Genomic DNA, 25710 nt, shown 5'->3' on the forward strand with positions numbered 1-25710 from the left:
TAAAAAAGCGCGGGTTCAGTCATGAACCCGCGCTTTTTATTTGCGGCTAAATTGATTTAGTGATGATTAAATCCACCCGCACTAAAGCCACTGCGATAGATTTTTATGTGTTTTATTTCTTATCGATTAGTTAAACCAAGCTTAAATTAATGCTGCGTTTTTATAATCACCGATAACAATCATCATTTTTTAGGAAGCGGCACCCAAATGGAAAATCATAAACCTGTCACTGGATTCCAGCGATTTCTCAATGGCGTCGAAGTCGTCGGCAATAAACTGCCCGACCCAGCAGTATTATTTGCGATGTTTCTGGGCTTAGTCTGGTTGATCTCTTGGGGATTATCGGGTGTCAGTTTTGATGAAATCGACCCTCGTACTGGTAACCCGATTCAAGTCGTCAATATGCTTGATGGTGGTGCGTTAACCGCTTTTACCTCGGCGATGGTCACGACCTTTGTGACTTTCCCGCCGCTAGGTGTGGTGCTTGTGGCCATGCTGGGCCTAGGCGTTGCTGAACATACTGGCTTTATTAATGCAGGGCTGCGCTCCATTTTATCTGTTACCCCCAAGATGTTACTCACCCCGGTATTGATAGCCGTGGGTATTCTGAGCCATGTCGCGGTTGATGCGGGTTATGTACTCGTTATCCCACTCGGCGCGGTGATCTTCTATGCCGCGGGTCGTCATCCCTTAGCCGGTATTGCCGCCGCTTTCGCTGGCGTATCCGGTGGTTTTTCTGCGACCGTTGGCGTGCCATCCAGCCTTGATCCTATGCTAGCGGGCTTAACTCAGGCAGCGGCAAGATTATCAGCCGACCCCGCGGCCGCGACATTAACGATTAACCCACTAAATAACATCTTTTTTACTTCGACTTCTGCCATTTTAATTATCTTAGTTGGCTGGTTCTTAACGGATAAAGTTATCGAGCCGCGCCTAAAAAACACTGCGGTGAATGGCGATCCCAGCACGCTCCCAACCCTAGATGAACTGCAACCCCATGAGCGCCGCGGACTCAAATTCGCCATGGCCGCCATGTTGTTGTGTGCATTAGGATTAGTATTAACCGCCTATGGTGAACATTCTGCTTGGCGTGCTACTGACGGCGCCCTAACCAGTGCTTCAGCGCCATTAATGCGCTCCATTGTGGCGATTATTTTTGTGTTTTTCCTCATTCCCGGCATCGTGTATGGCTATGCCGCTGGCACGGCAAACAACCACAGAGCCATTATTCAAGGCATGAGCAAATCCATGAGCGGCATGGGTTATTACATCGTCATGGCTTTTTTCTGCGCCCAGTTTATTTATGCTTTTGGTCAATCCAATTTAGGCGCATTAATGGCCATTAAAGGCGCGTTGGCGTTAAAGGAATTAGCCCTTCCTATGGGTGTGACTTTGGTGGGAATTGTGTTTCTCACGGCGTTCGTCAATCTATTAGTAGGTTCCGCCTCAGCTAAATGGGCATTGATTGGCGCCATTATGGTACCCATGTTAATGGAACTAGGTGTGTCACCGGATTTGACTCAAGCCGCTTACCGAGTGGGCGACTCATCCACTAATATCATCACCCCGTTGATGCCTTACTTTCCGTTAATTGTGGTGTTTTGCCAAAAATACGTTAAGGAATCAGGCATAGGCACCTTAGTGGCACTGATGTTACCGTTTTCAATCAGTTTTCTCCTGCTTTGGAGCGGTTTCTTACTGGCATATTGGGCCTTAGGCTTGCCTCTAGGGATTGGCAGCTCGCTCTCCTTCCCCGCAATGCCTTAGGGCGTTCAAGAGGTATTCAGAGTGCTTGCGAAATTGAATTCATAAGCTCAATACCTCAATAACCACTAAATGGTGCACAACTTATTACCTCGCCTTAAACGCAAATGCCGACGTTAACCGTCGGTATTTTACCGCTAACAACACGTAATTTTATTTTATATAGAAACAACAAAATAAAAATAAACACTTAAATATCTATAAACGCATCTCGCTCATAGTAAAAGATAATAGCTTCAAGCAGTTCCTGTTCACTTGGTAGGGCTTTTTGCTGCATCAGGTTATCGATCACATCCTCAATCTGATCCGTGTTTAGCAGATAACCATAGTCACTCCGGCCTAAGCTATCCTCAAAGGCATCGATTTCGTCATCCGATAGGTCTCTCATATCATTCACTATCGGGAATAATGGAGTGATCAGTTGCAGGGATTCACCTTCATCAAGATCTTGATAAACCAGCCAATAACTTAATCCAGGTTGTTCGACGCACTTTCTTATCCAGCACTGTAACGATTCGGGTGGGCCAAAAAATGAGGTGATGTTCATAATGTCCTCGAAATGGAGTTGTCATAGGGAAAACTGAGTGAGTCACAGAGTTGAATGGTCATGGAGGTTTTTTAGCTATTAACCACTCTCATGATTCATACAAGTAAAAGATGGGTAACTAACGACTCAGGCCGCCCCAAGAATACGAGAGGATATCTGCGCCCATCAAAGTAAAAATCACAATTCATCAATTCGGCAGTTAAAACCCCACAATAAAATAAGCTTTATTCATTTTTAAGTGCATAAATTTAAGCATTTCTCATTTAACGTTAACGTGATTTAGACTTTGGTTATTTTGAAACCAAGGTTAGTGATGTTTCACAATCCCCTACTATGCAATTGTGGTACTTTAGCCGGACAAAAATGTCGGGCATTTGCCTTTAACATAGAGTGAACCTTTAGCCTAGAGTAAACCTTAATTACTAAAGCTTGAGTCGTCTAGGTTCAAATCGTCTGTGCATGACACAAAATGCTGCGGCAACTGGGGAGTTTCGCAAGAATGAAGAGCAAGAGTTTATTAGGTAACATTGGTGTGCAAGTGGTTATTGCCATGATTATCGGCGCACTGGTGGGTTTTATGATGGGCGAGAGTGCAAGTGTGTTTGCACCACTCGGAACCATTTTCATCCATTTAATCAAAATGCTAGTGATCCCACTGGTATTGGTTTCTATCATCAGCGGCGCGGCGAGCTTAGGCGATAGTCCATCGGCGGGTAAGATTGGCATTGGCACTTTCGGCTTTTTTATTGTCACGTCGGGCTTTGCCGTTGTGCTTGCACTCTTGATGGGTAATCTGTTCCAACCGGGTGCAGGCGTTGATTTTACCGCCCACAGCAGCACAGACTTGATGGAAGTAACCAAGGAACATGGCGCATTGCCCGGGGTAATGGATACCTTTATCGGCATGATCCCAACCAATGTGTTCGAGTCGCTGAACGGCGGTAACATATTACAAATCTTAGTCTTTAGTATCTTCTTCGGCATCGCACTGACTAAAGTTAAAGGCGATGGTGCTAAACCTATTTTGGCCGCACTCAACACAGTCGTTGATGCCTTTGTGTGGATGATCAACTGCGTGATGATCATTGCCCCTATCGGTGTATTTGGTTTGATGGCCGATTCTGTCGGCACCTTCGGTTTTGATGCACTAGAAGTCGTGTTTAAGTTATTCGCCGTGTTTGTTGCTGCGATTCTGATCTACGGCTTTATCTTCTTCCCATTAGTGGTACAACTCTTCTCAAGAGTGTCTGCGCGCCAGTTTATTTCGGCAATGAAGAAGCCGCAGGTGATGGCATTATCGACCGCCTCTTCAATGGCGACTCTGCCAGTGAATATGGAAACCTGCGAGGAAGATCTTAAAGTCTCTAAGGCAACCACGGCTTTTGTATTGCCGTTAGGCGCCACCATTAATATGAGCGGCAACGCAATTTATTATGGTTTAGTGGCTATGTTCTTCGCCCAAATGTATAACGTTGATCTATCGATGACAGCCTATGCGGCCATCATTTTCACCTCAACCTTAGGTGCAATTGGTCAAGCTGGTGTGCCAGGCCCATCCTTTTTAGTAGTGGCAGTGCTGTTAGCTGCGGGAATTCCTATCGATGGTTTACCTTTGCTGTTTGCGTTAGACAGGGTTTTTGACATGATCCGTACCGCACTCAATATCACTGGCGATGCGGCTTGTGCCTTGATCATGGATAAATACACAGAAGTTGACGTTAAAGCGGATAGTGAGCGCAACTTAAGCTAACTCAAACACTTTGAATATAGGCTTGAATAGGCAATGCTTATTCAAGCCTTTTTTATATCTGCAGCACGGTATAATGGCCTGCCTCTACACGCATCAGTTAAGCCTATTTAATCTGAGTGTTAATGTGATCTCTCCCGCGCCATCCACTAAGCTCAATTTGCTAGATTTCGCAATTTACATTTCTTTATGGCGCTATGGCCGCAAGTGACACGGTTTTTCTGCGATACTGCCACCAGATTAACATCGCTAAGTTAGCTCAAAGGAATTTTGCCCTATGTCTGTATTTGCCCCAGCCACACCCTTTGCCGACTTTATCTATCGCCATTTCCGCTCAATCCACGCCCTAAAGCTCGGGCTAGCCTTACTCGTTGCTGTCACTATTAATGCCATTTGGGCGCCACCGCATTTTATTTGGAGCATGGTCACGATAGTGATCATTATGATGAGCTTACCTCAAGTAGGCGGCGCGATTGAAAAGTCGCTACAAAGGGCGATAGGCACTTGTTTAGGCTCAGCTTATGGGGTGATGTCAGTTGCCACTGTGGACAGTTATTGGCTAATCATGAGCCTGCTGATCTTAGCCGTTAGCTTGATTTGTTTTATCTCGGCCGGACGTTACAGTTATGCCTATTTAGTGGCCGGATTTACCATTATAATCGTCGTCGGCGACGCCAACCATGACACCTCTGAGGCACTATGGCGCACGGCCAATATTCTCTCCGGCTGCGTGATTGCTATTTTGGTCTCACTGTTCATTTTTCCGATTAAAGCTAAACAAGATTGGCGCTCCCAACTCACCCATGCCATCGACAATATGGCCGAAGTCTTAGCCGAGCATCTTAAGGCGCCCGCCAATCATGAGCTCGATTTTCGCGCTAGACTGGAGGCTGCGATGAAGGCCGTACTCACTCAAAAGAAACTGTTTTTCTCCTTGGAATGGGAAAGTCAAACCCTCAAAAAACACAAAGTGCTACTGTCGCAGTTAGCCAATAAACAAGTGCGCTTAATCACCTTACTTGAACTCTTACCCTTAACCCGCTGGCAGGAAGAAGACAAAGACGCCTATCTGCAGATTAATGCGGTTGCCTCTGAGCTTGCCTTCTATTTGCAACAACTTGCAGAATTTGTAGCGGGTAAAGCTCAACAATTGCCGACACTGCCAGAATGCTTAGATCAAGAATTACAACACAGACTCCAGCTTGCCCTAGTCGCAGCCACTCAAGCATCAACCGCTGATCCAGTGACAACCGTAAACGACCAAGTGCCGCAGGGATTTGCGCTCACAGGTTATAGCTGGCTGATTTATCAGCTCGCGATTGCCGTCGAAGCACTTTATAAAGACATTGCCATTATCGACATTGCCTATCGCAAGCGGCCAGCTTCTCAGATAACGCCCAACAAAACGGCTTAGTCGATTTTACCATTCCGCTTAGTGCTTAAATCCATGTCAGAAATGCCGGATAACCCTTAGCCGCCCTTGCGTTAACGGGGCGTTTAATGAAAAGATACCGTCCTAATAAAAATTCGATAGATGGACTCTTTTCATGCGCTTGTTTTCTCTCTCCGTTATCGCCATTGCCTGTCTCTCTACGGGCAATCTGTACCCTGGGAATGCTTTTGCCAATGATGCGAAAACAACAACCCAAACAACTCCGGCAGCCACTATGACGCAAGCCTCTACCACAGAAACATTGGCAGTTGGCTCCCCAGTAATCACAACGTCACAGGATGCAAGTCCAGCAGCGAATAGCCAAGCAACTGAAACTGCGACTAATGTACTGGCCGATGCCGCAGTCGCAGCGCCAGAAGCACAACCAGCGACCATTCCTGAACGAGCCGACACCTTTGTCAACGATGCCATTTTACCGCCAAGTATCACTTGGCATGGCGCCAGCGAATCGCTCATGTTGAGTGTCGATAACGAATGGGCGACGCCGTTTGAACAAAGTAGTGGTATTGAAAGCCCTAGCTACGAGGCCACTATCGCTTGGCTTGACAAACTCGCGGGCGAGACAGATAAATTACAAAAGGTTAGCTTAGGTAAGAGCCCACAGGGGCGCGATATTTGGATGTATATCGCCAGCAGTGAAGGCATTAATGAGTCGGCGCGCCTCAAGCAAAACACTAAGCCAACGGTTTTAGTGCAAGCAGGGATTCATGCCGGAGAAATCGACGGTAAGGATGCCGGCATGATGCTGCTACGCGACATCATCAAGGGCGATAAAAACGCCCTGCTGGATAAAACCAACCTCTTGTTTGTGCCTATGTTTAGTGTCGATGCCCATGAGCGCAGCGGCGAATTTAATCGCGTGAATCAACGTGGCCCTGTGAATATGGGCTGGCGCACTACCGCAAATAACCTCAACCTTAACCGCGATTATGCCAAGGCCGATACCTTAGAAATGCAGCACATGCTGCGCGCAATCAACGTGTGGCAGCCAGACTTGTATATCGACGTGCATGTCACCGACGGCATCGATTACCAATACGATGTCACCTTTGGTTATAACCTTGCCCAAGGATTAAGCCCAGCCAGTTACCGCTGGCTCGAAAACAGCTACAGACCCGCGGTTGAAGCAGCATTAACCGAGCAAGGCCATATTCCCGGCCCGCTGATTTTTGCCGTGGATAACGCCGATATCACCAAAGGCATGTCGCTGTGGAATCCAAGTCCGCGCTTCTCTAACGGTTATGGCGATGCTCGCCATTTGCCCACCATTCTGGTTGAAAACCACAGCCTAAAGCCCTTTAAACAAAGGGTGCTCGGCACTTATGTGATGTTAGCGCAAACCCTCAAAACAGTGGGCGAACAGGCGACAAAACTTAAGAGTGCGATTCAAGAAGATAAATACCGCGCCTCACCGCTAATCACCCTTACTTGGAAATTAGCACCATTAGAAAAAGGCTGGGATTTTAAAGGCATAGATTATCAACTTGAAAAGAGCCCCATCAGTGGCGCTGAAGTTGTGCGCTGGACAGGTGAACCTAAGCTTTACCCTAACTTGCCTGTGATGGCTGAAACAGTGCCCGACATTAAGGTCACTCGTCCGAGTGCTTACTATATTCCCGCTCAATGGACTCAAGTGATTGATCGTCTTAACGTGCATGGCATTCGCATGACCACACTCAAAAAGCCAACCGAGTTGAAATTGCAGCAATATACCCTCAGCAATCCCGTGTTTAACACTAAGGATTTTGAGGGCCGCCAAACGGTCAAAGCCGAGTCAGAGTTAACCAAAGTCAGCACTACTCTGCCCGCTGGCACCATTAAAATCAGTACAGATCAACCGCTAGGCGATCTGGCGATTTTACTGCTTGAGCCGCAATCACCAGATTCTTTACTGCAATGGGGTTTCTTCAATCCTATCTTCACTCGCACTGAATACATTGAAGATTATGCGGTAGAGCCACTGGCGGCCAAGATGCTAAAAGATGATCCTAAGCTACAAGCTGAGTTCGACAAAGCACTGACCAATGCCGAGTTTGCCGCCGATCCTGAGGCACGCCTACGCTGGTTCTATGAACGTAGCCCTTACTACGATAACCAATACCTTAAGTATCCGGTTTACCGTAGTCGTTGATCATCGCGATTACAAAACGGCATTGATTAAGCGGGCTTACGCGCACTTATGCTATACACCAAGGGCACCTTCTGCCCTTGGTGTGTTAACACATAACGACCATCGGCTTGCGCTTCGAGCCCTTCAAAGCAGTTATAGGGGCTGAAATCAAACTCGTGGAAGAACTCCAACACTAAGCCCGCCTGCAATAATGCATTGATCACTTCAGATAAACTGTGCGACCAGCACATTAAGGTTTGCTGATCATCACCGGTATTTTCGGTATATGTGCCTTCCTGCTCTATGTCTGGCTCACCCCGATTAAAATAGCTATAGCCATCGAACAACTGCTGCGCAGGATGGAACTCGGCCATGTAAAACTGTCCGCCGGGTGTTAAACAGTCGGCAACCGTCTGCGCCCACAGGGTTAAATCCGGCAGCCAAACAATGGCACCATAGGACGTAAACACAATATCGTGAGGCTCAACCTTGCTCGCCACACTGTAAACATCGCTACAGATAAACTCAGCGGACAACTGTGTCCGTTCTGCCAGTTTTTGCGCTTCAACAATCGCCACTTCTGACAAATCGACGCCTGTGACTCTCGCTCCCATTCGCGCCCACGACAAGGTGTCTAAGCCGAAATGACATTGCAGATGCAGCAAATTTTTACCTGCAACCTCGAGTTCACCTAGCTCAATTTCCCGCAGCGAAGTCTTACCACTAAGAAAGCCCGCCACATCATAAAAATCAGAAGTTAAATGTACCCGAGTGCGCGCATCCCAAGCCGTCATGTTCGTCGTTAAATAATCCATCTGCATCCTTTCTTATGTTTTTTGTATTTTTGATTCCGCGTGACTTACGGAGCTTAAACTAACTTAATAAATGAGCAATTTCACTAATCTATGAGTAAATCACCCATGTAGCGGACATGTCCGCATAGTGAACCTCGGACACTTTTTAGCTTAACCAATTGATTATAAATGAAACTTAAAATTGGCATGGGCTGTGCAATGTCTTATTCATCGCAAGACGACTCAGCACTCACCCAAAAAATCGAGTGCCAGATAAACAAGGAAGCTAACATGTCACTACGCCCATTTATATTCACCCTCGCTTTTATAGTGTTTTTTACTGCTGGGGTATCGCTCACTGGCTGCATTCTTAATGTGAACGCAGCAGGCATGCCAGACTTAGACCACCAACAACGCGAGCTCACCCTCAATAGCCAAGACTTACAAGGCCTGATTGCAGAAACTGGCGCAGGCAGTCTCGAAATTATCGGTGTCGAAGGCCTCAGCCAAATTAAACTCGTCGCCGACATCTATAGCAATAAGGACGGCAACGATGACAGCAAAGTCATTCTCACCCTTGAGAAAAAAGCCAATAAAGCCAAGCTCAAGGCCAACTTTGAGCAAACAGATTCTAATAATGACTCGCCCTATATAGACCTAAAACTGCAAGTCCCTGCGAACTTTACACTGGATATTGATGACAGCTCAGGGGCTATTTTGATCAGCAAGATGACGTCAGACATGAACGTCAAAGACGGTTCGGGTGAACTCACTATCAACGGTGGTAACAATATCAACATAGAGGATGGCTCAGGTGATATTGAAATCAGCCAAATCAACGGCAGCCTAACCATTGAAGATGGCGCTGGTGCCATCAAGCTGACCGATATTCGCGGCAATACCGCAATTGATGACGGCTCGGGCAACATAGAGGTCGCCAATGTGCAAAGTGCTGTGACCATCACAGACGGCTCAGGCAATATTAATGTCTTTAACACTAAGGGATTAACGATTCTTGCGGCAGGTTCTGGCGATGTGACATTTAACAAAATCGACGGCCCAGTGAGCATGCAATAACGCGCCGTTTTACCCCTCAACTCCCAAAGGTTTTACCCTCTTCCCGGCGTAGAGGCTGATGTTGCAACGGTTCCCAGCCAAGATGTCAGTCTTCTACCCACCCTTTTAAGCGTATGCCAGACTTATGCATTTATGCCACTAACCCCTTGTAGTGGCATTTTTTATACCGAAATTAAGCTTGAGTTTGCAGAAATGATGTTGATTTTATTCAGACCGTTACGCTTTAACCTTGTGGATTTGCTAAGATTGTCAGCCTTCCCACTTCAATAGTCGAAAAGTCACACTGTATTGCCAGTAAGGTCGAGAATATGGATCAGTTTTCGGAATACCAAAAAGAAATTGAAGCGCTTTCTCTATCGGATAACCCTAGACAGATAATGGAAGGACTAGGGGATATTTGTTTTGATGGCGAATCTTTTTATCGCAACGGCAATAAAGCTCTAGCCAAACACATTTTCAAGCATATTTACGCCTTAGATGCGCACTCAGACTATTTCTCACACGCCAGGACTGTCGCAAAAGCCTTTCTTATAACCTTGGAAGAAATTCCCCCTATCTCCCTAGAAGAGGCTATTTTACAGATAAAGCATGAGCATGCCTCATTAGCTGCACATCAATTAAATCTGCTGATTGCAAAGCGTATTTTTAGGGAATTTAGTCACCATCAAGACGCTATCCACATCACTATGCAATATCTCACCAAAGCCGAGGCACTTACCCCTCTGAGCAAGAGTGACCTTCGCTTTAAAGCTTTAGTCAGCTCAAATAAGAGTGAGTAAAGGGATAGCGTGACAGAATAAATCATCAGAATTTAGAGCCGCTTCTCAAAAGAAATGCAAAAATATACCAGAAGAGATCAACGTTCTGAATTCGACAACCCAATTTTAATTAAGTGATAATATGGACATTTCATCTTTTAAGAAATATATAAAGTTAGCACCAGAAAATGTTTCAGAATGGCAGAGATGGGAAAATTCATTACCTACCTTCGATTCTATATTACCAATATTGGATTATGTATATAACGCTGAGTGGCAGCGAGATGATTGGAAAGCCATAATGGCATTCATTCGGAAAGGTTATGTTGAGCAAAATGAATCATCTGAATTGGTTGACGGGATTAAGCATGTAAATATATTCAACTCCAAAGTTATTAATCTAAAAGTTGATGTCGCAATTTCATTAAACTGCTCCATTGTTCGTTCATTAGAGTCAATTAATTTATGCTCAGACTCAGTTGAATCATTAAGTGTATCCCATGCAAGCAAACTCTCTGAAATTACCGGAAACACCCAGAATTTAAGCTACTTATCTTTAAATAAATGTCAAAAGTTAGATTTTGGTTCTATCATTTCAACGCTGGACAACGTAAAAATTTTAGACCTCAGTGGAAACCCACAGTTGTCCAGTATTGACGAGTTGCGTGGAAATAAAAATATTTTTGCGTTGTATCTTGTTGAAACAAATGTAATTAAGACTAAAGAGACAGTAGAAATCTTGGCTTCGATACCAAACTTGAAAAAACTTTGGATTAAAGCAAACAAAAAGGAGTTGGAACTTTTAAGAAAAGCCCTACCAGGGATTGTAAATTAAGCATAGAAAAAGACCGGACATGTAGTTCGAGAGCGTGAAAAGATCTGTGTAAGTGGCATTCTTAAGCTGTTGAATGGAGTTCAGAATACCAATATCAGACAAACTTATCGCTCAGCAGAAGAAAAATCGACGCTCCCCAATGCAGACCAGTCTTTGGTGGCGAAAAAAGCTTAAACACTTGATTTATTATGGAAGTTAATCGTTAAGCTATTAAGCACTGCCATTCTAGTGACTCGCCGCCCTGTCGTTTAACAAGAAGTGTCCCTATAGGCTCGACAGCGGCATCTGCTGCATACAGAAGTGCAAATACCGCGATCACATGCATGTGAAAGAGCGGCCATGCCGCCAACGGTTACTTCCATGACAGTGCTTAATCTCATTAACCTTTGAGTATACCTGTGGCCAAATTGAACAATGAATGCCTTGATAAACTTCACATATAATGTTGCATTCAAGTATGAGCAACATTGCCACTAGCCCCCAACCTTGAACTAAAAATACCAAGCTTTAGGAATCACTCTTAAATGCTTTATTATCTTAATGACTTTCGACCAAACCTCTCATAATCATGGACAATAGCTTCAAACAGTTTTGAACCTACCACTTTATCCAAATTATCAATCACATAATTTTCAATCTTTGCAAGCTGTTCTTCTGGGATTTGCTCGTATAGTTCAGATATTTTATTTGCAGCATCCCTGATATAACCATCAAAACCGTCAGGAAAGACATACTGTCTTGGGGATATTGTTCCACCGCTAATAGCCACACGGCTAGATCGCATTTGTTTCGATTGCTTTGACTTAATTACACCTATAGCAATAAACGAAGGTAACTTCGTATAAATGTACGTGCCTTGTGAGTTACCCACAATATCCATGGCAATAGCACGAAGGAAATACCGATTGATGTTTGTTGGAAGATTATCGAAATTTGTTGACTCAATAACATCAAGAGGAAATATGTGTTGCTCAAATTCGTATAAGTTTGAAGATTTACCAAGTAAGAAGTTGGCTAACCCCTCTTCAGCTTTTGCCAACATTTCTAGGTATTCTTGCGGTTTAGTTTCATGGCTATTTTTGCTGCGAACATAAGTAAGTGTTCGCCAAGACAAAGAGGCTGCAAATTTTGACAACCAATTTCCATACACTGCTACTAAACTCGAGTTTTTCATATAAGGGTGGAATATTTTAACCGAAAAAGTTCTTTCCCATGTTGAAAATAAATCTTCGCAAGCTCCACATAACCAATATTCTTTGGCTATATCTTGCTGTCGTTTACTTACTTGATTTCCATCTCTTAAATAACCCGTAATTGAAGTCTTCTTAAGCCACTTTCCTATAAATTTTGGAATAAAATGACTCAACTCAAGCTTCGCTTCTTGATTACATAATTTGCAAACGCCATGCATATAAAAAAGACCTCCATTAAGATAACCTCTGAATAGTGTGCATGCTCGCTTACCTCATTAGAGCAGAGAAAGCGTGCATCATTAACTATTTGTATCAAAATAAATTAATCAGATTTCTATCACTTTCCTTACACAACAATCTATCAGACAGAATATCCCATGTACGAGTTACAAACCTATCATATATTGCAATAGGATCATGCCAACTAAGATAGATAGTTCTGTCTGACATTAGGCTTAAGAGAATGCTCTAGGTAACAGGATACTATGCAGTTAGCCAGATTAAGCACTGACATGGAAGTGACCGTTGACGGAATGGATGCCGTCGTCGAGCCTATAGGGATATATCTACGGCGAGTCACTGGAATGACAGTGCTTAATCATTACTAGTCACAGAACAAGTATGATGCAGTGTTAACGATCTACTAATCCACGCTCTGACTCAATCAACGTCAGCTTTTGAGCGCGACTTAGCTTTTTAACTGCAATCTCACGGCGTAGTGCATCACCCTGACTGCCAACCTGCTCTTGATACATCAGCGTTAATGGCCCTTTACCGCGCAGATACTTAGCGGATTTGATTCCACCCGATTGATGCTCGCTAAAGCGTCGCGCTACGTCGGTGGTGACGCCTGTGTATAAATGCCCGTTGGCGCAGCGGACTAGATACAAGTACCAGAGGGGTGCTGATTTTATGGGTGTAGGCTTCGGTGGTGCAGGATTTAATGGTACGGGATTCAGCGAAGCTTCTGTAACAACATTTTTGGTTGCGACAGCGCTAGTCACTGGGACAAGTGTGTCTGCCACCAGTGACTCATGTTGCTGTAAAGCGCCTCTGTCAGTATTGCCTAGGTTGACGGCTGATCCAGTCACTTGCGAATGACCTACTTCGCCATACCTAATAGACTCAAGAAGAAGGCATATTCTTGGGCAGTGTCTTGGTACTGGCGATAACGACCACTCTTACCGCCGTGGCCAGCTTCCATATCCACATTGAATAACAACACCTTATCATCCATCTTGTACCACTTATTCTGTACATCGCGCAGTTTAGCGACCCACTTGGCGGGTTCAAAATACTGCACTTGGGAATCATGCAAACCTGTCGTCACTAACATGTGTGGGTATTCTTGCTCAGTGACATTGTCGTAGGGCGAGTAACTCAGCATGTAATCGAAATAGGTTTTCTCGTTCGGATTGCCCCACTCGTCGTACTCATTGGTCGTCAACGGAATCGACTCGTCCAGCATAGTCGTCACCACATCAACAAAAGGTACATGGGCTGCAAGGGCGAAATACTTGTCCGGCGCTTGGTTAGCAATCGCGCCCATTAGCAAACCACCCGCGCTGCCGCCAGAGGCAACAACCTTGTTTTTGTCGCCATAACCTTGCGCCGTTAATGCCGTTGTTACGTCAATAAAATCATTGAAGGTATTCTGCTTATTCAACAACTTACCATTGTCATACCAAGGGCGACCTAGCATTTCTGAGCCGCGCACATGGGCGATGGCATACACAAAACCGCGGTCAAGCAGACTGATAACGGATGAAGAAAAATCGGGTTCTACTGTGTAACCGTAAGATCCATAACCGTATTGATACAGAGGGTTAGTGCCATCTTTCTTGAATTTATCTTTGCGATATACCAAAGAGACGGGCACTTTTGCACCGTCGCGGGCCGTCACAAATATCCGTTCGGCACGATACTGGCTGGTATCGAAGCCACCTAAGACTTGATCTTGTTTCAATAAATCACGTCTATCGGGATTCACCAGCGAATATTCGTATACGGCTTCTGGCGTCGTTAGACTGGAGTAGAAAATGCGTAACTTATTGCTGTCTTGCTGGGAATTGATCTCTAAACCCATCACATAAGCAGGCTCATCAAAGCTCAACTCGAAGGGCTTTTGACCATTGAGCGGCATCACTTTAATCCGCGTTAGGCCATTTTCACGGGTCTGAATAATCAGATAATCCTTGAGCACCAACTCGTCTTCGATACGGGCATTGGGATTATGCGCAACCACTTCTTGCCACTTAGATTTGTCCGCTGCATCTTTAATGGCGACTTTCATCAAACGGAAGTTAGTCGCCTGCCAGTTGGTGAGAATGTAATAAGTATCACCCAGCTTAGACACACTGTATTCGTGACCTTCTTCCCGCGCTAACACTGGTTTGAATAAACCTAAAGGCTCGCTGGCATCGAGAATAGACACTTCACTCGTCGTGGTGCTTTCTTGGAACAACACAATTTGCGACTCATCTAAGGTTTTGCCGAGTGAGATATAAAATGAATCGTCTTGTTCTTCATACACTAAGACATCGCTCGATTGCTTAGTGCCCAGCTCGTGGCGATACACTTGATAGCCCAGCAAGGTTTTTAGATCTTTGGCGATATAGAACACATGCTTGTTGTCGTTCGCCCACACTACGCGACCTTCGGTATTTTCAAGCACGTCGGTGATCATGTCGCCAGAAGCCAAGTCTTTAAAATAGATGTGATATACACGGCGGCTGAGGACGTCTTCGCCAAAGGCCAACATGGTTTCATCTGGGCTCACACTCGCGCCGCCTAAACCATAAAACTCATGGCCCTTAGCTCGGTCGTTAACATCGAGCATCACTTGCTCAACACCATCGGCGCCCTTACGGCTGATCAGCGGATATTCGCTACCCTCTTGGTATCTGTGATAGTAGCTGTGCTGATGCCATTGGTACGGCACGCTCGACTCATCGGCGACTAAACGCTCGGTTAACTCTTTATAAAGACCATCTTGCAACGGCTTTAATGGTTTGAAATAAGCCGCGGTATAGCGATTCTCAGCGTTGAGATGGGCCAACACTTTAGGATCTTTGCGCTCATCATCACGCAGCCAATAGTAATCATCGGTACGTGTTACGCCATGTAAAGTCATCACATGGGGAATTTTTTCAGCAACCGGGGCGGGTACTTGCCCTTTAGAGGTCGAACAAGCGGATAACAGCATAGCAATACCTAAAGTGAGTAGCAGAGAGCGCATTTATACGTCCTTGTGACGTCCATAACGACCGTCGAAGAATGCGACGGCAAGTCAATTAGCTTATGTGTTCAGTATGATAGTGGTCAGGTGTGCACTAGCGCAAACATTGAACGCGAGAAGTTGCCATTCGCGGTAAATAAGAGCAACATAACCGCGTTTTTGAGCGCAAATGGCTCAAAAGCAAATTCTCAGGGCGGGGTGAAACTCCCCACCGGCGGTAAATGGGTAACGACTAAGTGATTATTTTGCTGAGCGACACCCAAAGCCCGCGAGCGCCCGAAATCACTTTCGGGGTCAGCAGATCTGGTGCCTTAGATTTTGCCTAGTGCAAAACTGACTATTCCAGAGCCGACGGTAATGGACTGTTTGCTTTAATGGCGACAGTGCTGAGTCCGGATGGAAGAGAATGTAAGACAACACCTTGCGGTATTTAAGTGCAACGCGCTTATGTATTGCAGTGTTAGCCTCATGTTTTGCAATAACTTCACCCCAAGTGAAGTGATATTGCTACAGCAAAATCGAGCCATTGGGTTTGATTACGTTGTATTTCTGCACGCCCTGATTCTGGATATTCCAATGTCGTTTATTTAAGGATATTAACCATGAATCAGTCTTTACTTGCTCCTTTTGGTACTGCTATCGAACGTGTTGAAGCGGGTCTTAATGCCCTGCGTCAAGGCCAAGGTGTATTAGTTGTCGATGACGAAGATAGAGAAAACGAAGGCGATTTAATTTTCGCTGCCGAGACGCTGACTAACGCGCAAATGGCCATGCTCATCCGTGAATGTAGCGGTATTGTTTGCCTGTGTTTACCCGATGCAAAAGTCAAAGCCCTCGAATTACCCCCTATGGTGGAAAACAACTCTAGCCAATACGGCACTGCGTTTACTGTGAGTATTGAAGCTAAAGTCGGTGTGACTACAGGGGTTTCTGCCGCCGATCGCGTGACCACCATTAAAGCGGCGATTGCCGATGGCGCTAAGCCAAGTGATCTCGCTCGTCCTGGCCATGTGTATCCACTTCGCGCCCAACCGGGTGGGGTATTGACCCGCCGTGGTCACACTGAAGGCACTATCGATTTAATGCAACTCGCGGGTTTAAAAGCCGCTGGCGTATTGTGTGAAGTCACTAACACCGATGGCACTATGGCGCGTTTGCCCGAAATTATTGCCTTCGGTGCGCAGCACAATATACCCGTATTAACGATTGAAGATATTGTCGTTTATCGCAAATCATTGCTGGCCAATGTCGGCTAGATAACATGCCAATCGCCTGAATCTAGGGCATTGATTTAAATAGAAGGACGTTTAGCTGCGGCAAGCGTCCTTTTTATTTAAATAGATTTACCATTAACAATCGCGTTCCACCTAATGCACTAAAAAAACCGATAAAAGGTAAAGTTAAACAAGTCATTCTTTCGAATGATGAAATACTGCTTCACATCACAGACAAGACAAATGCTTGTTTGATAGGTGCAAAATAGGTTAATAAAAATAGTCTCTTAGCATGATATATAACAATTTGCTTAATTTCGTGACCTAGATTAGATATCCATAAACTAAAGGTCGCGGTGGCTGGCCGCCTATGTTAAATATCCTCACCCTGTGCCTAGTCCTATTTGTAACTCGGATTCAACGTTATTACGTTGAATTTTCTTTTTCTGCCTAGGCGAACGAGTGGAGTGATCTTTAATGCCGTCAGCGCTACACCATCTCAGTTTGAAGCAAAAGCTCATTCTGTTTTCGTTAGTCCCATTATTAATGATGAGCTTTTTCATTCTGACGCGCATGCATGACTTGATAAAGGAATCACACTCGGCCAAGCACAATCATCTTGCGGTACAAACGACGGTACAAATCACTGAGCTACTCTATCAGTTGCAAAACGAATATGGTTTAAGTACAAATCAGCGACCAACCGATGAAGTGCTATTACAGCAACAAGCAACTAGGTCAAAAGCACTCGATGCGTTACTGAACAGTGAGCCTTTAGAGCATCTTCTGGAGGCGCTCGACCCTAAAAGTATTGAAGCAAACAAAATGAACGCATTGTTGGATGCGCTCAAACTTACAGGCAACAAACTCGCTAACGTTCACCAAAACCACACAGACGAAACACTGAGTCAGTTTACGGAACTCTATAATCAATTCCACACTCAGCTTTTACAGCTCATTCAGTTATTACAGTTACAAACCAACGAAATCAGTCAGTCCCGTGCCTATACCGATCTATTGAACCTACTTATGGTGCAGGAGTTGGCCGTAAAAGAACGAAGTGCCATCAATCAATTACTGCTCAGCAAATCACTCAATATTAATGATTACCGCACCATAATCTCCTTCATGTATGAATATGAGCGAGCCGTGATGCACGCAAGTAATGCATCAATTTCCGATAGAAGGTCCTTACTACAAAACCTACAAGATTCACCAGAAAATCAACGCATTCTGCAAATCAGCAAGCAAATTGAACAACAAACTCGCATTAGCGCTCTGGCACAAAATATTAATGCCTACTTAGGTTACGGTGGCTTAATGGGCAGTTTTCAGGACTATTTGCTTAAGGGCGATGAGATTTCACTGCAAAAATTTAATGCAGCACTTGCGACGATTCAGCTTAATTTGGATGAACTCAGTCACGAGACTCGTTCTCTACCCGAATTTAAGGCAGCGCTGAAAACCATTGAGGAGAGCATAGATCAATACCAGTTCAGCATGGTCAAGTTGCAGCAACTGCAGCAGCAAGGTTTGCCGATGACGGAGATCAAAGCCATCGCGCAAGTCCCAGCCAGTGAGGACAAATTAAGCCAAGCGATGAGCCAACTATTAATGCCGCCACATCCAATTGATAGCCAGGAGTGGTGGGATCTCACCACTCAGCGTATCAATCAACTACATTTGCTGGCGCAAAATATCACCAAGAACATGGCGCAGCAGAGCGAATATCAACAAAACCACACCTTAATCTTACTCGGCTTATACTTGTTCTCGGCTTTGTTCACCGCGACCATCACACTTTGGCTTGGACAAAAGATCATCCGCAATTTTATGGATAAGATCACTAAGATTGCCAATGACATGCAGCAAATGGCAGCAGATCCACAGCTCAATATTAATATCCAAGTCTCAGGCACAGATGAACTCGCCCGCATGGCCCGTGCCATGAACCGTATGATTAGCGAACGGCAAAAAGCGAACCATGCCCTAAGCCGTGCCGCAGCTGTGTTTGACTATTCTGCCGAAGGCATAGTGGTGACAGATGCCGACAACCATATTGAACTGGTCAACCCCGCGTTTTGCCACATTACGGGCTATTCATTGGAAGAAGTAAAAGGCCGCAGTCCCTCCCTACTCAGCTCTAGCCGTCATCCTAAACACTTTTATACCGCCATGTGGGAGTCACTACAAAAAGAAGGCAAATGGGAGGGTGAAGTTTGGAATAAACGCAAAGATGGCCAAGTATATCCCGAGTATCTAGCGATCACTGTGGTGCGAAATGAGCAAGGTAAAATAATCCAACATATTGGTTTATTTATGGATATCAGTAAGCGTAAGCAATATGAGCAGGATCTTTGGTATCAGGCCAACTTCGATGGGTTAACTGGGCTGCCTAATCGTAAGCTGTTCAATGAACGACTACAGCACGAAATCCATGTGGCGCAGCATGACTCTCGCAAGCTGGCTATCTTGCTGATTGATTTGGATCAATTCAAATATATCAATGATGTACAAGGCCATGCCACTGGAGACTTATTACTTAAAGATGTCGCAAAGCGCTTAGAAGGCATTGCGGGGAAAACCGATTTTATCGCACGTATCGGTGGCGACGAGTTTGTGCTTATCTTGCCACGGCTGACTAACGAACTCGCCATAGAACACATGGCAACCCGAATCATTGAAACCTTAGGTATGCCATTTAACTTAAATGACCGCGAGATCCAGATTTCGGCCAGCTTTGGTATTGGCGTCTATCCCGAAGATGGGTTAGATACTGGCTCACTCACCCGCAATACCGAAACCGCCATGTATCAAGCCAAAGATGCGGGACGGAACAATTTTAAATACTTCACCGCGGGTATGAATCAAGCCATGTTCGCCCGGATGGAGTTAGAACAACGTCTACGCCGTGCCGTGGCACAAAATGAATTTGCCCTGCATTATCAACCTATCGTGGATATGCAAACCGGAAGTGTCTGCAGCGTCGAAGCCCTTATCCGCTGGCAAGATCCCGAGCTTGGGTTGATCCCGCCGGATCAATTTATCCCATTAGCCGAAGAGACTGGATTGATAGAGCCTATGGGCGAATGGGTGCTCAACCAAGCCATGCATGACCTGAGGCAATGGCAGAAAAGTGGCTTAAATATCAATGTCGCGATTAATGTTTCCAGCCGCCAATGTATCAATACACGCGGTATGGGGTTCGACCAAGTGTTGCAAGAGTGCTTCAACCGCCACCACGTTAACCCACGAAATGTGCATATTGAGATCACTGAAAGCATGCTGATGGGCGATGCCAGCCATTGCTTGAGCACGCTCGAGTCTATTCGTCATTTAGGCTCGCAAATCTATATCGATGACTTTGGTACGGGTTATTCTTCCCTGAGTTATCTGAAAAAATTCCCGATTTCAGTGATTAAAATCGACCGCAGCTTTGTGGAAAATGCCCTCGAAAATAACTCGAACGCCAACTTAGTCAAAGCGATTGTCATGATGGGGCAAAGCCTAGAAATGGAGTTAGTTGCTGAAGGCATAGAAACCGAAGCACAGTGGCACTTCCTACGAGATTTAGGTTGCCACTTCGCTCAAGGGTATTTGATCTCCAAACCGCTCCCCTTCAACGAGATCACTCCCTTGCTACGCATCAAGCACACAGCGCTGTTGAATGATGGCTATCAAGATAAATGCGTGAATATCTAAGCTTATAAAAAATAAAACGATAAAGAACAAAAAGCAGCCTAGGCTGCTTTTTTGTGGCAAATAAAACGGACTTAAGCCTGTGGTTGGCCTTGGCCGTTCATTATGCTTTCGCCACCCTTAGAGGCTAGCTTAGCTAAATCTTTATCAATAAAGAACAGTGCCTTACCATCTTCTCCCACTAAACGTATCTTATCGACAATCGACTTAAACAGCTTTTCTTCTTCGTGCTGCTCAGCGACATACCATTGTAAGAAGTTAAAGGTTGAGTAATCTTGATTCGAAAATGCGGCATGGGCCAAGGCATTGATCTGACGGGTAATCAGCTGCTCATGCTCATAGGTTAATTCAAACAACGCCAGTAAAGAATCGAACTGTGACTGTGGCGCCGCAATCGCACCTAACAAAGGTAAGCCACCAGTTTCACTCACATACGTGAACAGACGACGCATATGGCCCATTTCTTCATCCGCGTGCTCACGCATAAACTTAGCTGCACCTTCAAATCCCTGATCTTCACACCACGCACTCATTTGCAGGTATAAATTTGAGGAGAAGAACTCCATATTAATTTGTTCATTCAACTTTTCGATCATAGTTGCAGACAGCATAGTAAATCCTCTTTTGCATTCGAACTGAATCATGGGGGACATTGTCATCAAGGGGGTCGACAAAAGCAACAAAATTTACCTTTGGATTTCTTGCTAAGTTAATGATTCATTGATAAAAATGATTTTCATTTGTTCATCGACTCGCGTTCAACCCTCGAATTAGCGCAGTAAATTGTATGACTTCTAGCGAGGTTATCGCCCAAAGTGGCAGAAAAAACTGACTGGCCTATCACAGAAACTCACATGCAAATCATAGCCATCCCAGATCACCGTGGCATAATAGCCAGTCATAATCAGGTGGAAATTCATTCAGCGTCATTACGACCCATTGCATATAAGGCAGACCCTAATGTCCGTAACAGCCGATCCTTGTTCGCAACCTAGCTTAATGCATCCAGATCAAGCTATTCCCCTTTTGCTCGAGCAAGTTAGTCCAGTGTCAGACACCGAAGTCGTATTGCTTCCCCATGCCCTTGGCCGCGTCCTAGCAGAAGATTTAGCTTCCTGCATCGACCTGCCGCCCTTTAACAACTCCTCTATGGACGGCTACGCCTTCCGTTTTGTCGACTTAAATACGCAAACCAATCAGACCGCATTGCGCCTTATCGGCAGTTCCTTCGCTGGCCATGGTTTTAAAGGTGAAGCCAAACCTAATACCTGCGTGCGGATCATGACAGGTGCGCCTGTGCCTACAGGTTATGACACAGTGCAAATGCAGGAAGAAGCCGAGGTTGAAGGTGAGATTATTCATATCCGCCATCCTAGGGCGCAAGGCGCCAATGTGCGTTGCCGCGGTGAAGAACTCACCCAAGGCACTAAAGTGCTCAGTGCTGGCATTCAAATTGGTGCTGCCGAACTCGGGGTGTTGGCCACTATTGGTGTTAGCCAAGTGCGAGTTTATCGTCAGCTTAAAGTGGCCTTTTTCTCCACTGGCGATGAACTGCGTCCCGTTGGCAGCGAATTAGCCCTAGGACAAATTTACGATTCAAACCGTTACTCGATCCAAGGTTTACTCAGCCGCGCTAACGTGGAATGGCTCGATTTAGGCGTGATTGCCGATGATCCTGAAGCCATACGTCAGGCATTTCGCCATGCTGCCAGCCAAGCCGACATGGTATTAACCTCGGGTGGCGTGTCGGTCGGTGAAGCGGATTTCACTAAACAAATTCTTGATGAGGAAGGTAAAATTACCTTCTGGAAACTCGCCATCAAACCAGGCAAGCCCTTTGCCATGGGCCGAATAGGCAAAGCGATATTCTGTGGTTTACCGGGGAATCCCGTGTCTTCTATGGTGACGTTTTATAAACTCGTTTGGCCAATACTGAACAAGATGCAGGGGTTAACCCCAATTGCACCTTTGATGTTAGACGCTACGCTCACCACGCCTGTGCGTAAACAACCGGGCCGCGTCGAATATCAACGGGGCATTTTAAGCCGTAATGCACAAGGTAAACTTGAAGTTGCCATTACTGGTAGCCAAGGTTCTGGCATGTTGACTTCGATGAGCTTAGCAAACTGTTTCGTTTTATTGGAGCAATTCCAAGGTGATACTTCCGCTGGCATCCAAGTGACTGTCGAGCCATTTAACAGCGTGCTTTGCTAGGAAAATCCCAATGAATGTGCCAAAAGATATTCTCAGCGACAGCGAACTCTTAAGATACAGCCGCCAAATATCCATCAAGGCTATGGATATCGACGGTCAAGAGCACCTAAAACAGGCCAAAGTGCTCATGATAGGCGCTGGCGGTTTGGGCTGTGCCGCCAGCCAGTACCTCACGGTTGCGGGTATTGGTGAACTGACACTGGTCGATTTTGATACAGTTGAATTATCCAACCTGCAGCGCCAAGTGCTGCATCAAGATGCCAATGTCGGCCAGCCTAAAGTCGAATCGGCTAAACAGAGCCTCAGCCAGCTCAATCCCTTTATTAAGATCAATATTATCAATGCTGTATTAGATGATCATGAGATTGACGCCCTAGTCGCCGATCACAATCTAGTGCTCGACTGCACCGATAATGTCAGTGTGCGCGAGCAACTTAATCTCAGCTGTTTTAAGTATAAAGTACCCTTAGTGTCTGCCGCGGCAATTCGGATGGAAGGCATGGTCACTGTGTTCAATTATCACAGCGAAACGCCTTGTTATCATTGCTTTAGCGCCCTATTTGGCGAGCAACAACTGAGCTGCGTTGAATCGGGCATCCTAGCACCCGTGGTCGGTATGATAGGTTGTTTGCAGGCAGTTGAAGCCATCAAAGTGATTACTGGCATGGGTAAAACCTTAGCAGGACGCATTTTGATGATCGATGCAATGACGATGGAGTTTCGCGAGATGAAGTTACCGAAACAAGCCCGCTGCAGTGTTTGTGGTACTAAAGAGGCTTAGGTTGTTCTCGCTTGAAAAACGGCTTTATTTACACTAGCTTAATTGCCACCGCTTAATTTGCCGTCATATAGCTCAACACTGATGACGCTTAATGGCCCGTTAAAATAAGGAAATCATAAGGAAAACATATGGATTCGGAAAACAGTGTATTTGACCGCATGACCACAGACGACCCCATAGTTGGCGCAGGTATTTACAACCTCGTTATCGGCCTCACGCTGATTTGGGGTTTTGCCGTTAACTATTGGATGGTCACCAATATCGACCCAGAGGCGATTGCCAGTGTTAATCCTTGGATTTTCTTTATCGGCTATTTCGCCTCCTGTTTCTTTGGGATTTATCTGTTCCAAAAATCGACTAACCCCGTTGTCAGTTTTATTGGCTACAACTTTGTGGTCGTGCCCTTCGGCTTAATAATCAATATGGTGGTCAGTCAATACGATCCCGAATTGGTGACTGAGGCCATTCGTATCACAGGGCTAGTGACCATAGCTATGATGTGTTTAGGCACACTCTTCCCCGCCTTTTTCCAAAAAATTTCCGGTGCACTCACGATTGCTTTATTGCTCGTTATCGTCGTCGAACTGATTGAAGTGTTTATCTTTAATACTCACCACGGCATTTTAGATTGGATAGTCGTGCTTATTTTCTGCGGTTATATTGGTTATGACTGGGGACGGGCGAATCAAATCCCTAAAACCATAGATAATGCCATCGATAGCGCCGCCGCTTTGTATATGGATATCATCAACTTGTTTCTACGGATCCTGCGGATTTTAGGGCGAAAATAACTCACCAAGGAGTGTCTATGAAAATCAAATTCCTGCTTGTTACTGCTCCACTTCTGGCGAGTCTGGTATTAGTCGGATGCAGTGATACTGAACAAGTAAAAATAGCCAACCCCGCCTCTGAGTATTGTGTCTCCATTGGTGGCAAATTAACAATTGAGAAAACCGCTGAAGGTGAACATGGGATCTGCACCTTACCCAGCGGTGAAGCAATTGAAGAGTGGGCGTTATTCCGTCGCGATCATAAGGAAGAAAAGCCACAGTAACAGTGGCTATTTTTACTTTTAATAAAAACAGGCGCCATTAGCGCCTGTTTTGTTAGCAGTACTTAATTGGGTCATACCCAACAGTCTTAACAGGCTAAGTGTTCACTGCGCCAGATTTTGCGCTTAGCTGCTGACTGGAAGCTCCACGCTAAAACCCGCGTAATTTTATTACCCTGCTGCATCTCAATCGTTTTCACAGTATCGACTTTCAACTGCGCTAAGGCTTGATAACAAGGTTTCAGGTTTTCCTTCTTCGACACTAGACTGCTAAACCATAAGCATTGATCTGCAAACATTTGACTCTCACGGATCATAGTCGCTAAAAACTGTCGTTCGCCACCTTGGCACCAAAGCTCAGCCGCTTGACCGCCGAAATTCAGCTTAGGTGCAACCTTTACCAAGCCACCCCGATTGAGCTGCAGATTATTCACCTTACGCTTTGTACCTTCGCTCGCCTCAGCCATAGAAGCATGAAATGGCGGATTGCACAGGGTTAACGCAAAACATTCTCCGGCTTGAATGATTCCCTTGAAGACCGCCTTGTCATTTGGCTGTAATCGTAAACTTATCTGCCCTTGCAGCACTGGGTTTTGCTCAATAATACTCTGCACATTACTGAGTGAATGGGCATTAATATCCGAGGCGACAAATTGCCAACCGTATACTTGGCAACCCAATATGGGATAAATACCGTTCGCGCCAGTGCCGATATCTAATACCCTAGTTTTATCCAAAGCAAATACATCATCGCCTTCGGCTAGAAGGTCTGCTAAATAATGTAAATAATCGACTCGACCGGGAATAGGAGGACATAACGCTCCATCAGGAATATCCCAAGACTCAATTCCATAATGATGTTTCAGTAGCGCCGCATTAAGGATTTTAACTGCTAACGGATCGGCAAAATCGACCGATAAAGCCCCATAAGGCGTGGGTCGAACAAAGGCTTTTAGCTTAGGGAATGAACTCATCAGCGCCAGAAAATCATAGCCGTTCAAGTGTACATTTCGAGGATGCAAAGCTTTTTTGATCTCAGCACTAGGCCTGTTTTTGACCGACTTGGCTTTGCCTTTCACCTCAGTTCTAGCCTGCTTTGGTGCTTTAGTTTTTGCATGACCAATGTTGGCTGTACTCGTTAGGCGTTTCGCAGTCACTAATTGGACGGGTTTAACGGCAGGTTTTGACATAATAGCTCTTGTAACGCAGTGGGCCGACCTAAGTCAGCCCATAGA

21 protein-coding genes and 1 riboswitch are annotated in these 25710 nt (G+C 45.4%); of the genes, 14 read left to right on the forward strand and 7 right to left on the reverse strand.

Features of this window, described 5'->3' with window-relative positions:
* Positions 1–207: 207 nt before the first annotated feature.
* Entirely contained in the window at positions 208–1767 is a 1560-nt protein-coding gene (locus tag AAA952_RS12385) for an AbgT family transporter (RefSeq protein ID WP_263179890.1), read from the forward strand.
* Positions 1768–1954: 187 nt separating this feature from the next.
* Here the strand turns inward: AAA952_RS12385 and AAA952_RS12390 are convergent, their stop codons facing one another.
* Complete coding sequence (locus AAA952_RS12390; RefSeq protein WP_338257403.1) at positions 1955–2311, reverse strand: DUF7716 domain-containing protein; 357 nt, start codon at positions 2309–2311, stop codon at positions 1955–1957.
* A 499-nt stretch (positions 2312–2810) separates the two neighbouring features.
* Here AAA952_RS12390 and AAA952_RS12395 point away from each other — a divergent pair, with 499 nt between their 5' ends.
* The 3 genes from AAA952_RS12395 to AAA952_RS12405 all read left to right on the forward strand — a co-directional run bounded on the left by AAA952_RS12395 (position 2811) and on the right by AAA952_RS12405 (position 7642).
* Positions 2811–4061, forward strand: a complete 1251-nt coding sequence (locus AAA952_RS12395; RefSeq protein ID WP_330147874.1) for a dicarboxylate/amino acid:cation symporter — start codon at positions 2811–2813, stop codon at positions 4059–4061.
* A gap of 274 nt (positions 4062–4335) precedes the next feature.
* Positions 4336–5472, forward strand: coding sequence for an FUSC family protein (locus AAA952_RS12400; protein ID WP_338257408.1), 1137 nt, complete (start codon positions 4336–4338; stop codon positions 5470–5472).
* 133 nt (positions 5473–5605) lie between these two features.
* Positions 5606–7642, forward strand: a complete 2037-nt coding sequence (locus tag AAA952_RS12405) for a M14 family metallopeptidase (protein ID WP_338257410.1) — start codon at positions 5606–5608, stop codon at positions 7640–7642.
* A gap of 26 nt (positions 7643–7668) precedes the next feature.
* Here the strand turns inward: AAA952_RS12405 and AAA952_RS12410 are convergent, their stop codons facing one another.
* A complete protein-coding gene (locus AAA952_RS12410) occupies positions 7669–8436 on the reverse strand; it encodes a class I SAM-dependent methyltransferase (RefSeq protein WP_338257412.1) in 768 nt (255 codons plus the stop codon).
* Between the two features lie 270 nt (positions 8437–8706).
* Between AAA952_RS12410 and AAA952_RS12415 the strand changes: the two genes are divergently transcribed.
* From AAA952_RS12415 to AAA952_RS12425, 3 genes are all read left to right on the forward strand, one after another.
* Positions 8707–9492, forward strand: coding sequence for a hypothetical protein (locus AAA952_RS12415; RefSeq protein WP_338257414.1), 786 nt, complete (start codon positions 8707–8709; stop codon positions 9490–9492).
* A 308-nt stretch (positions 9493–9800) separates the two neighbouring features.
* Entirely contained in the window at positions 9801–10271 is a 471-nt protein-coding gene (locus tag AAA952_RS12420; RefSeq protein WP_263173754.1) for a hypothetical protein, read from the forward strand.
* Between the two features lie 121 nt (positions 10272–10392).
* Positions 10393–11085 (forward strand): hypothetical protein, encoded by a 693-nt coding sequence (locus AAA952_RS12425; RefSeq protein ID WP_219251732.1) that lies wholly within the window; start codon positions 10393–10395, stop codon positions 11083–11085.
* 532 nt (positions 11086–11617) lie between these two features.
* Here the strand turns inward: AAA952_RS12425 and AAA952_RS12430 are convergent.
* Positions 11618–12496 (reverse strand): hypothetical protein, encoded by an 879-nt coding sequence (locus AAA952_RS12430; RefSeq protein WP_338257417.1) that lies wholly within the window; start codon positions 12494–12496, stop codon positions 11618–11620.
* 267 nt (positions 12497–12763) lie between these two features.
* On the opposite strand from AAA952_RS12430, the gene AAA952_RS12435 reads away from it, so the two are divergent.
* The gene (locus AAA952_RS12435) at positions 12764–12886 is read left to right on the forward strand and encodes a hypothetical protein (RefSeq protein WP_263187938.1); all 123 of its coding nucleotides are present in this window, start codon (positions 12764–12766) and stop codon (positions 12884–12886) included.
* A 24-nt stretch (positions 12887–12910) separates the two neighbouring features.
* On the opposite strand, the gene AAA952_RS12440 is transcribed toward AAA952_RS12435, so the two are convergent.
* Together AAA952_RS12440 and AAA952_RS12445 are read right to left on the reverse strand one after the other, a co-directional pair.
* A complete protein-coding gene (locus AAA952_RS12440; RefSeq protein ID WP_338257421.1) occupies positions 12911–13369 on the reverse strand; it encodes a GIY-YIG nuclease family protein in 459 nt (152 codons plus the stop codon).
* Between the two features lie 11 nt (positions 13370–13380).
* Positions 13381–15516, reverse strand: a complete 2136-nt coding sequence (locus AAA952_RS12445; protein ID WP_338257423.1) for a S9 family peptidase — start codon at positions 15514–15516, stop codon at positions 13381–13383.
* 180 nt (positions 15517–15696) lie between these two features.
* A riboswitch (FMN riboswitch) is annotated at positions 15697–15928 on the forward strand.
* A 190-nt stretch (positions 15929–16118) separates the two neighbouring features.
* Here AAA952_RS12445 and ribB point away from each other — a divergent pair.
* Together ribB and AAA952_RS12455 are read left to right on the forward strand one after the other, a co-directional pair.
* Positions 16119–16772 (forward strand): 3,4-dihydroxy-2-butanone-4-phosphate synthase, encoded by a 654-nt coding sequence (gene ribB, locus AAA952_RS12450; protein ID WP_105250977.1) that lies wholly within the window; start codon positions 16119–16121, stop codon positions 16770–16772.
* A gap of 435 nt (positions 16773–17207) precedes the next feature.
* Positions 17208–20432 (forward strand): EAL domain-containing protein, encoded by a 3225-nt coding sequence (locus AAA952_RS12455; protein WP_338257425.1) that lies wholly within the window; start codon positions 17208–17210, stop codon positions 20430–20432.
* Positions 20433–20503: 71 nt separating this feature from the next.
* On the opposite strand, the gene ftnA is transcribed toward AAA952_RS12455, so the two are convergent.
* Positions 20504–21040: a non-heme ferritin gene (gene ftnA, locus AAA952_RS12460; RefSeq protein WP_105250975.1), complete on the reverse strand. Its 537-nt coding sequence runs from the start codon at positions 21038–21040 to the stop codon at positions 20504–20506.
* Between the two features lie 349 nt (positions 21041–21389).
* On the opposite strand from ftnA, the gene moeA reads away from it, so the two are divergent.
* From moeA to AAA952_RS12480, 4 genes are all read left to right on the forward strand, one after another.
* On the forward strand, positions 21390–22643 hold the full coding sequence (moeA, locus tag AAA952_RS12465; RefSeq protein ID WP_338257427.1) for a molybdopterin molybdotransferase MoeA: 1254 nt from the start codon (positions 21390–21392) through the stop codon (positions 22641–22643).
* Between the two features lie 10 nt (positions 22644–22653).
* Positions 22654–23424 carry a molybdopterin-synthase adenylyltransferase MoeB gene (gene moeB, locus AAA952_RS12470; protein ID WP_263198300.1) on the forward strand — a complete coding sequence of 257 codons (771 nt, stop codon included), beginning with the start codon at positions 22654–22656 and terminating at the stop codon, positions 23422–23424.
* A gap of 128 nt (positions 23425–23552) precedes the next feature.
* On the forward strand, positions 23553–24215 hold the full coding sequence (locus AAA952_RS12475; protein WP_168826929.1) for a Bax inhibitor-1 family protein: 663 nt from the start codon (positions 23553–23555) through the stop codon (positions 24213–24215).
* 17 nt (positions 24216–24232) lie between these two features.
* The gene (locus tag AAA952_RS12480; protein WP_113941266.1) at positions 24233–24478 is read left to right on the forward strand and encodes a putative hemolysin; all 246 of its coding nucleotides are present in this window, start codon (positions 24233–24235) and stop codon (positions 24476–24478) included.
* 86 nt (positions 24479–24564) lie between these two features.
* On the opposite strand, the gene rlmF is transcribed toward AAA952_RS12480, so the two are convergent.
* Positions 24565–25665, reverse strand: coding sequence for a 23S rRNA (adenine(1618)-N(6))-methyltransferase RlmF (rlmF, locus tag AAA952_RS12485; RefSeq protein ID WP_338257432.1), 1101 nt, complete (start codon positions 25663–25665; stop codon positions 24565–24567).
* Between the last annotated feature and the right edge of the window lie 45 nt (positions 25666–25710).

Source organism: Shewanella sp. M-Br (assembly GCF_036245925.1).
GTDB classification, from domain to species: Bacteria; Pseudomonadota; Gammaproteobacteria; order Enterobacterales; family Shewanellaceae; genus Shewanella; species Shewanella oncorhynchi.

Excerpts from the sequence above, each read along its gene's own strand:
- AAA952_RS12385 (WP_263179890.1), top strand. The coding sequence starts at position 208 with ATGGAAAATCATAAACCTGTCACTGGATTCCAGCGATTTCTCAATGGC.
- AAA952_RS12390 (WP_338257403.1), bottom strand. The coding sequence starts at position 2,311 with ATGAACATCACCTCATTTTTTGGCCCACCCGAATCGTTACAGTGCTGG.
- AAA952_RS12395 (WP_330147874.1), top strand. The coding sequence starts at position 2,811 with ATGAAGAGCAAGAGTTTATTAGGTAACATTGGTGTGCAAGTGGTTATT.
- AAA952_RS12400 (WP_338257408.1), top strand. The coding sequence starts at position 4,336 with ATGTCTGTATTTGCCCCAGCCACACCCTTTGCCGACTTTATCTATCGC.
- AAA952_RS12405 (WP_338257410.1), top strand. The coding sequence starts at position 5,606 with ATGCGCTTGTTTTCTCTCTCCGTTATCGCCATTGCCTGTCTCTCTACG.
- AAA952_RS12410 (WP_338257412.1), bottom strand. The coding sequence starts at position 8,436 with ATGGATTATTTAACGACGAACATGACGGCTTGGGATGCGCGCACTCGG.
- AAA952_RS12415 (WP_338257414.1), top strand. The coding sequence starts at position 8,707 with ATGTCACTACGCCCATTTATATTCACCCTCGCTTTTATAGTGTTTTTT.
- AAA952_RS12420 (WP_263173754.1), top strand. The coding sequence starts at position 9,801 with ATGGATCAGTTTTCGGAATACCAAAAAGAAATTGAAGCGCTTTCTCTA.
- AAA952_RS12425 (WP_219251732.1), top strand. The coding sequence starts at position 10,393 with ATGGACATTTCATCTTTTAAGAAATATATAAAGTTAGCACCAGAAAAT.
- AAA952_RS12430 (WP_338257417.1), bottom strand. The coding sequence starts at position 12,496 with ATGCATGGCGTTTGCAAATTATGTAATCAAGAAGCGAAGCTTGAGTTG.
- AAA952_RS12435 (WP_263187938.1), top strand. The coding sequence starts at position 12,764 with ATGCAGTTAGCCAGATTAAGCACTGACATGGAAGTGACCGTTGACGGA.
- AAA952_RS12445 (WP_338257423.1), bottom strand. The coding sequence starts at position 15,516 with ATGCGCTCTCTGCTACTCACTTTAGGTATTGCTATGCTGTTATCCGCT.
- ribB (WP_105250977.1), top strand. The coding sequence starts at position 16,119 with ATGAATCAGTCTTTACTTGCTCCTTTTGGTACTGCTATCGAACGTGTT.
- AAA952_RS12455 (WP_338257425.1), top strand. The coding sequence starts at position 17,208 with ATGCCGTCAGCGCTACACCATCTCAGTTTGAAGCAAAAGCTCATTCTG.
- ftnA (WP_105250975.1), bottom strand. The coding sequence starts at position 21,040 with ATGCTGTCTGCAACTATGATCGAAAAGTTGAATGAACAAATTAATATG.
- moeA (WP_338257427.1), top strand. The coding sequence starts at position 21,390 with ATGTCCGTAACAGCCGATCCTTGTTCGCAACCTAGCTTAATGCATCCA.
- moeB (WP_263198300.1), top strand. The coding sequence starts at position 22,654 with ATGAATGTGCCAAAAGATATTCTCAGCGACAGCGAACTCTTAAGATAC.
- AAA952_RS12475 (WP_168826929.1), top strand. The coding sequence starts at position 23,553 with ATGGATTCGGAAAACAGTGTATTTGACCGCATGACCACAGACGACCCC.
- AAA952_RS12480 (WP_113941266.1), top strand. The coding sequence starts at position 24,233 with ATGAAAATCAAATTCCTGCTTGTTACTGCTCCACTTCTGGCGAGTCTG.
- rlmF (WP_338257432.1), bottom strand. The coding sequence starts at position 25,665 with ATGTCAAAACCTGCCGTTAAACCCGTCCAATTAGTGACTGCGAAACGC.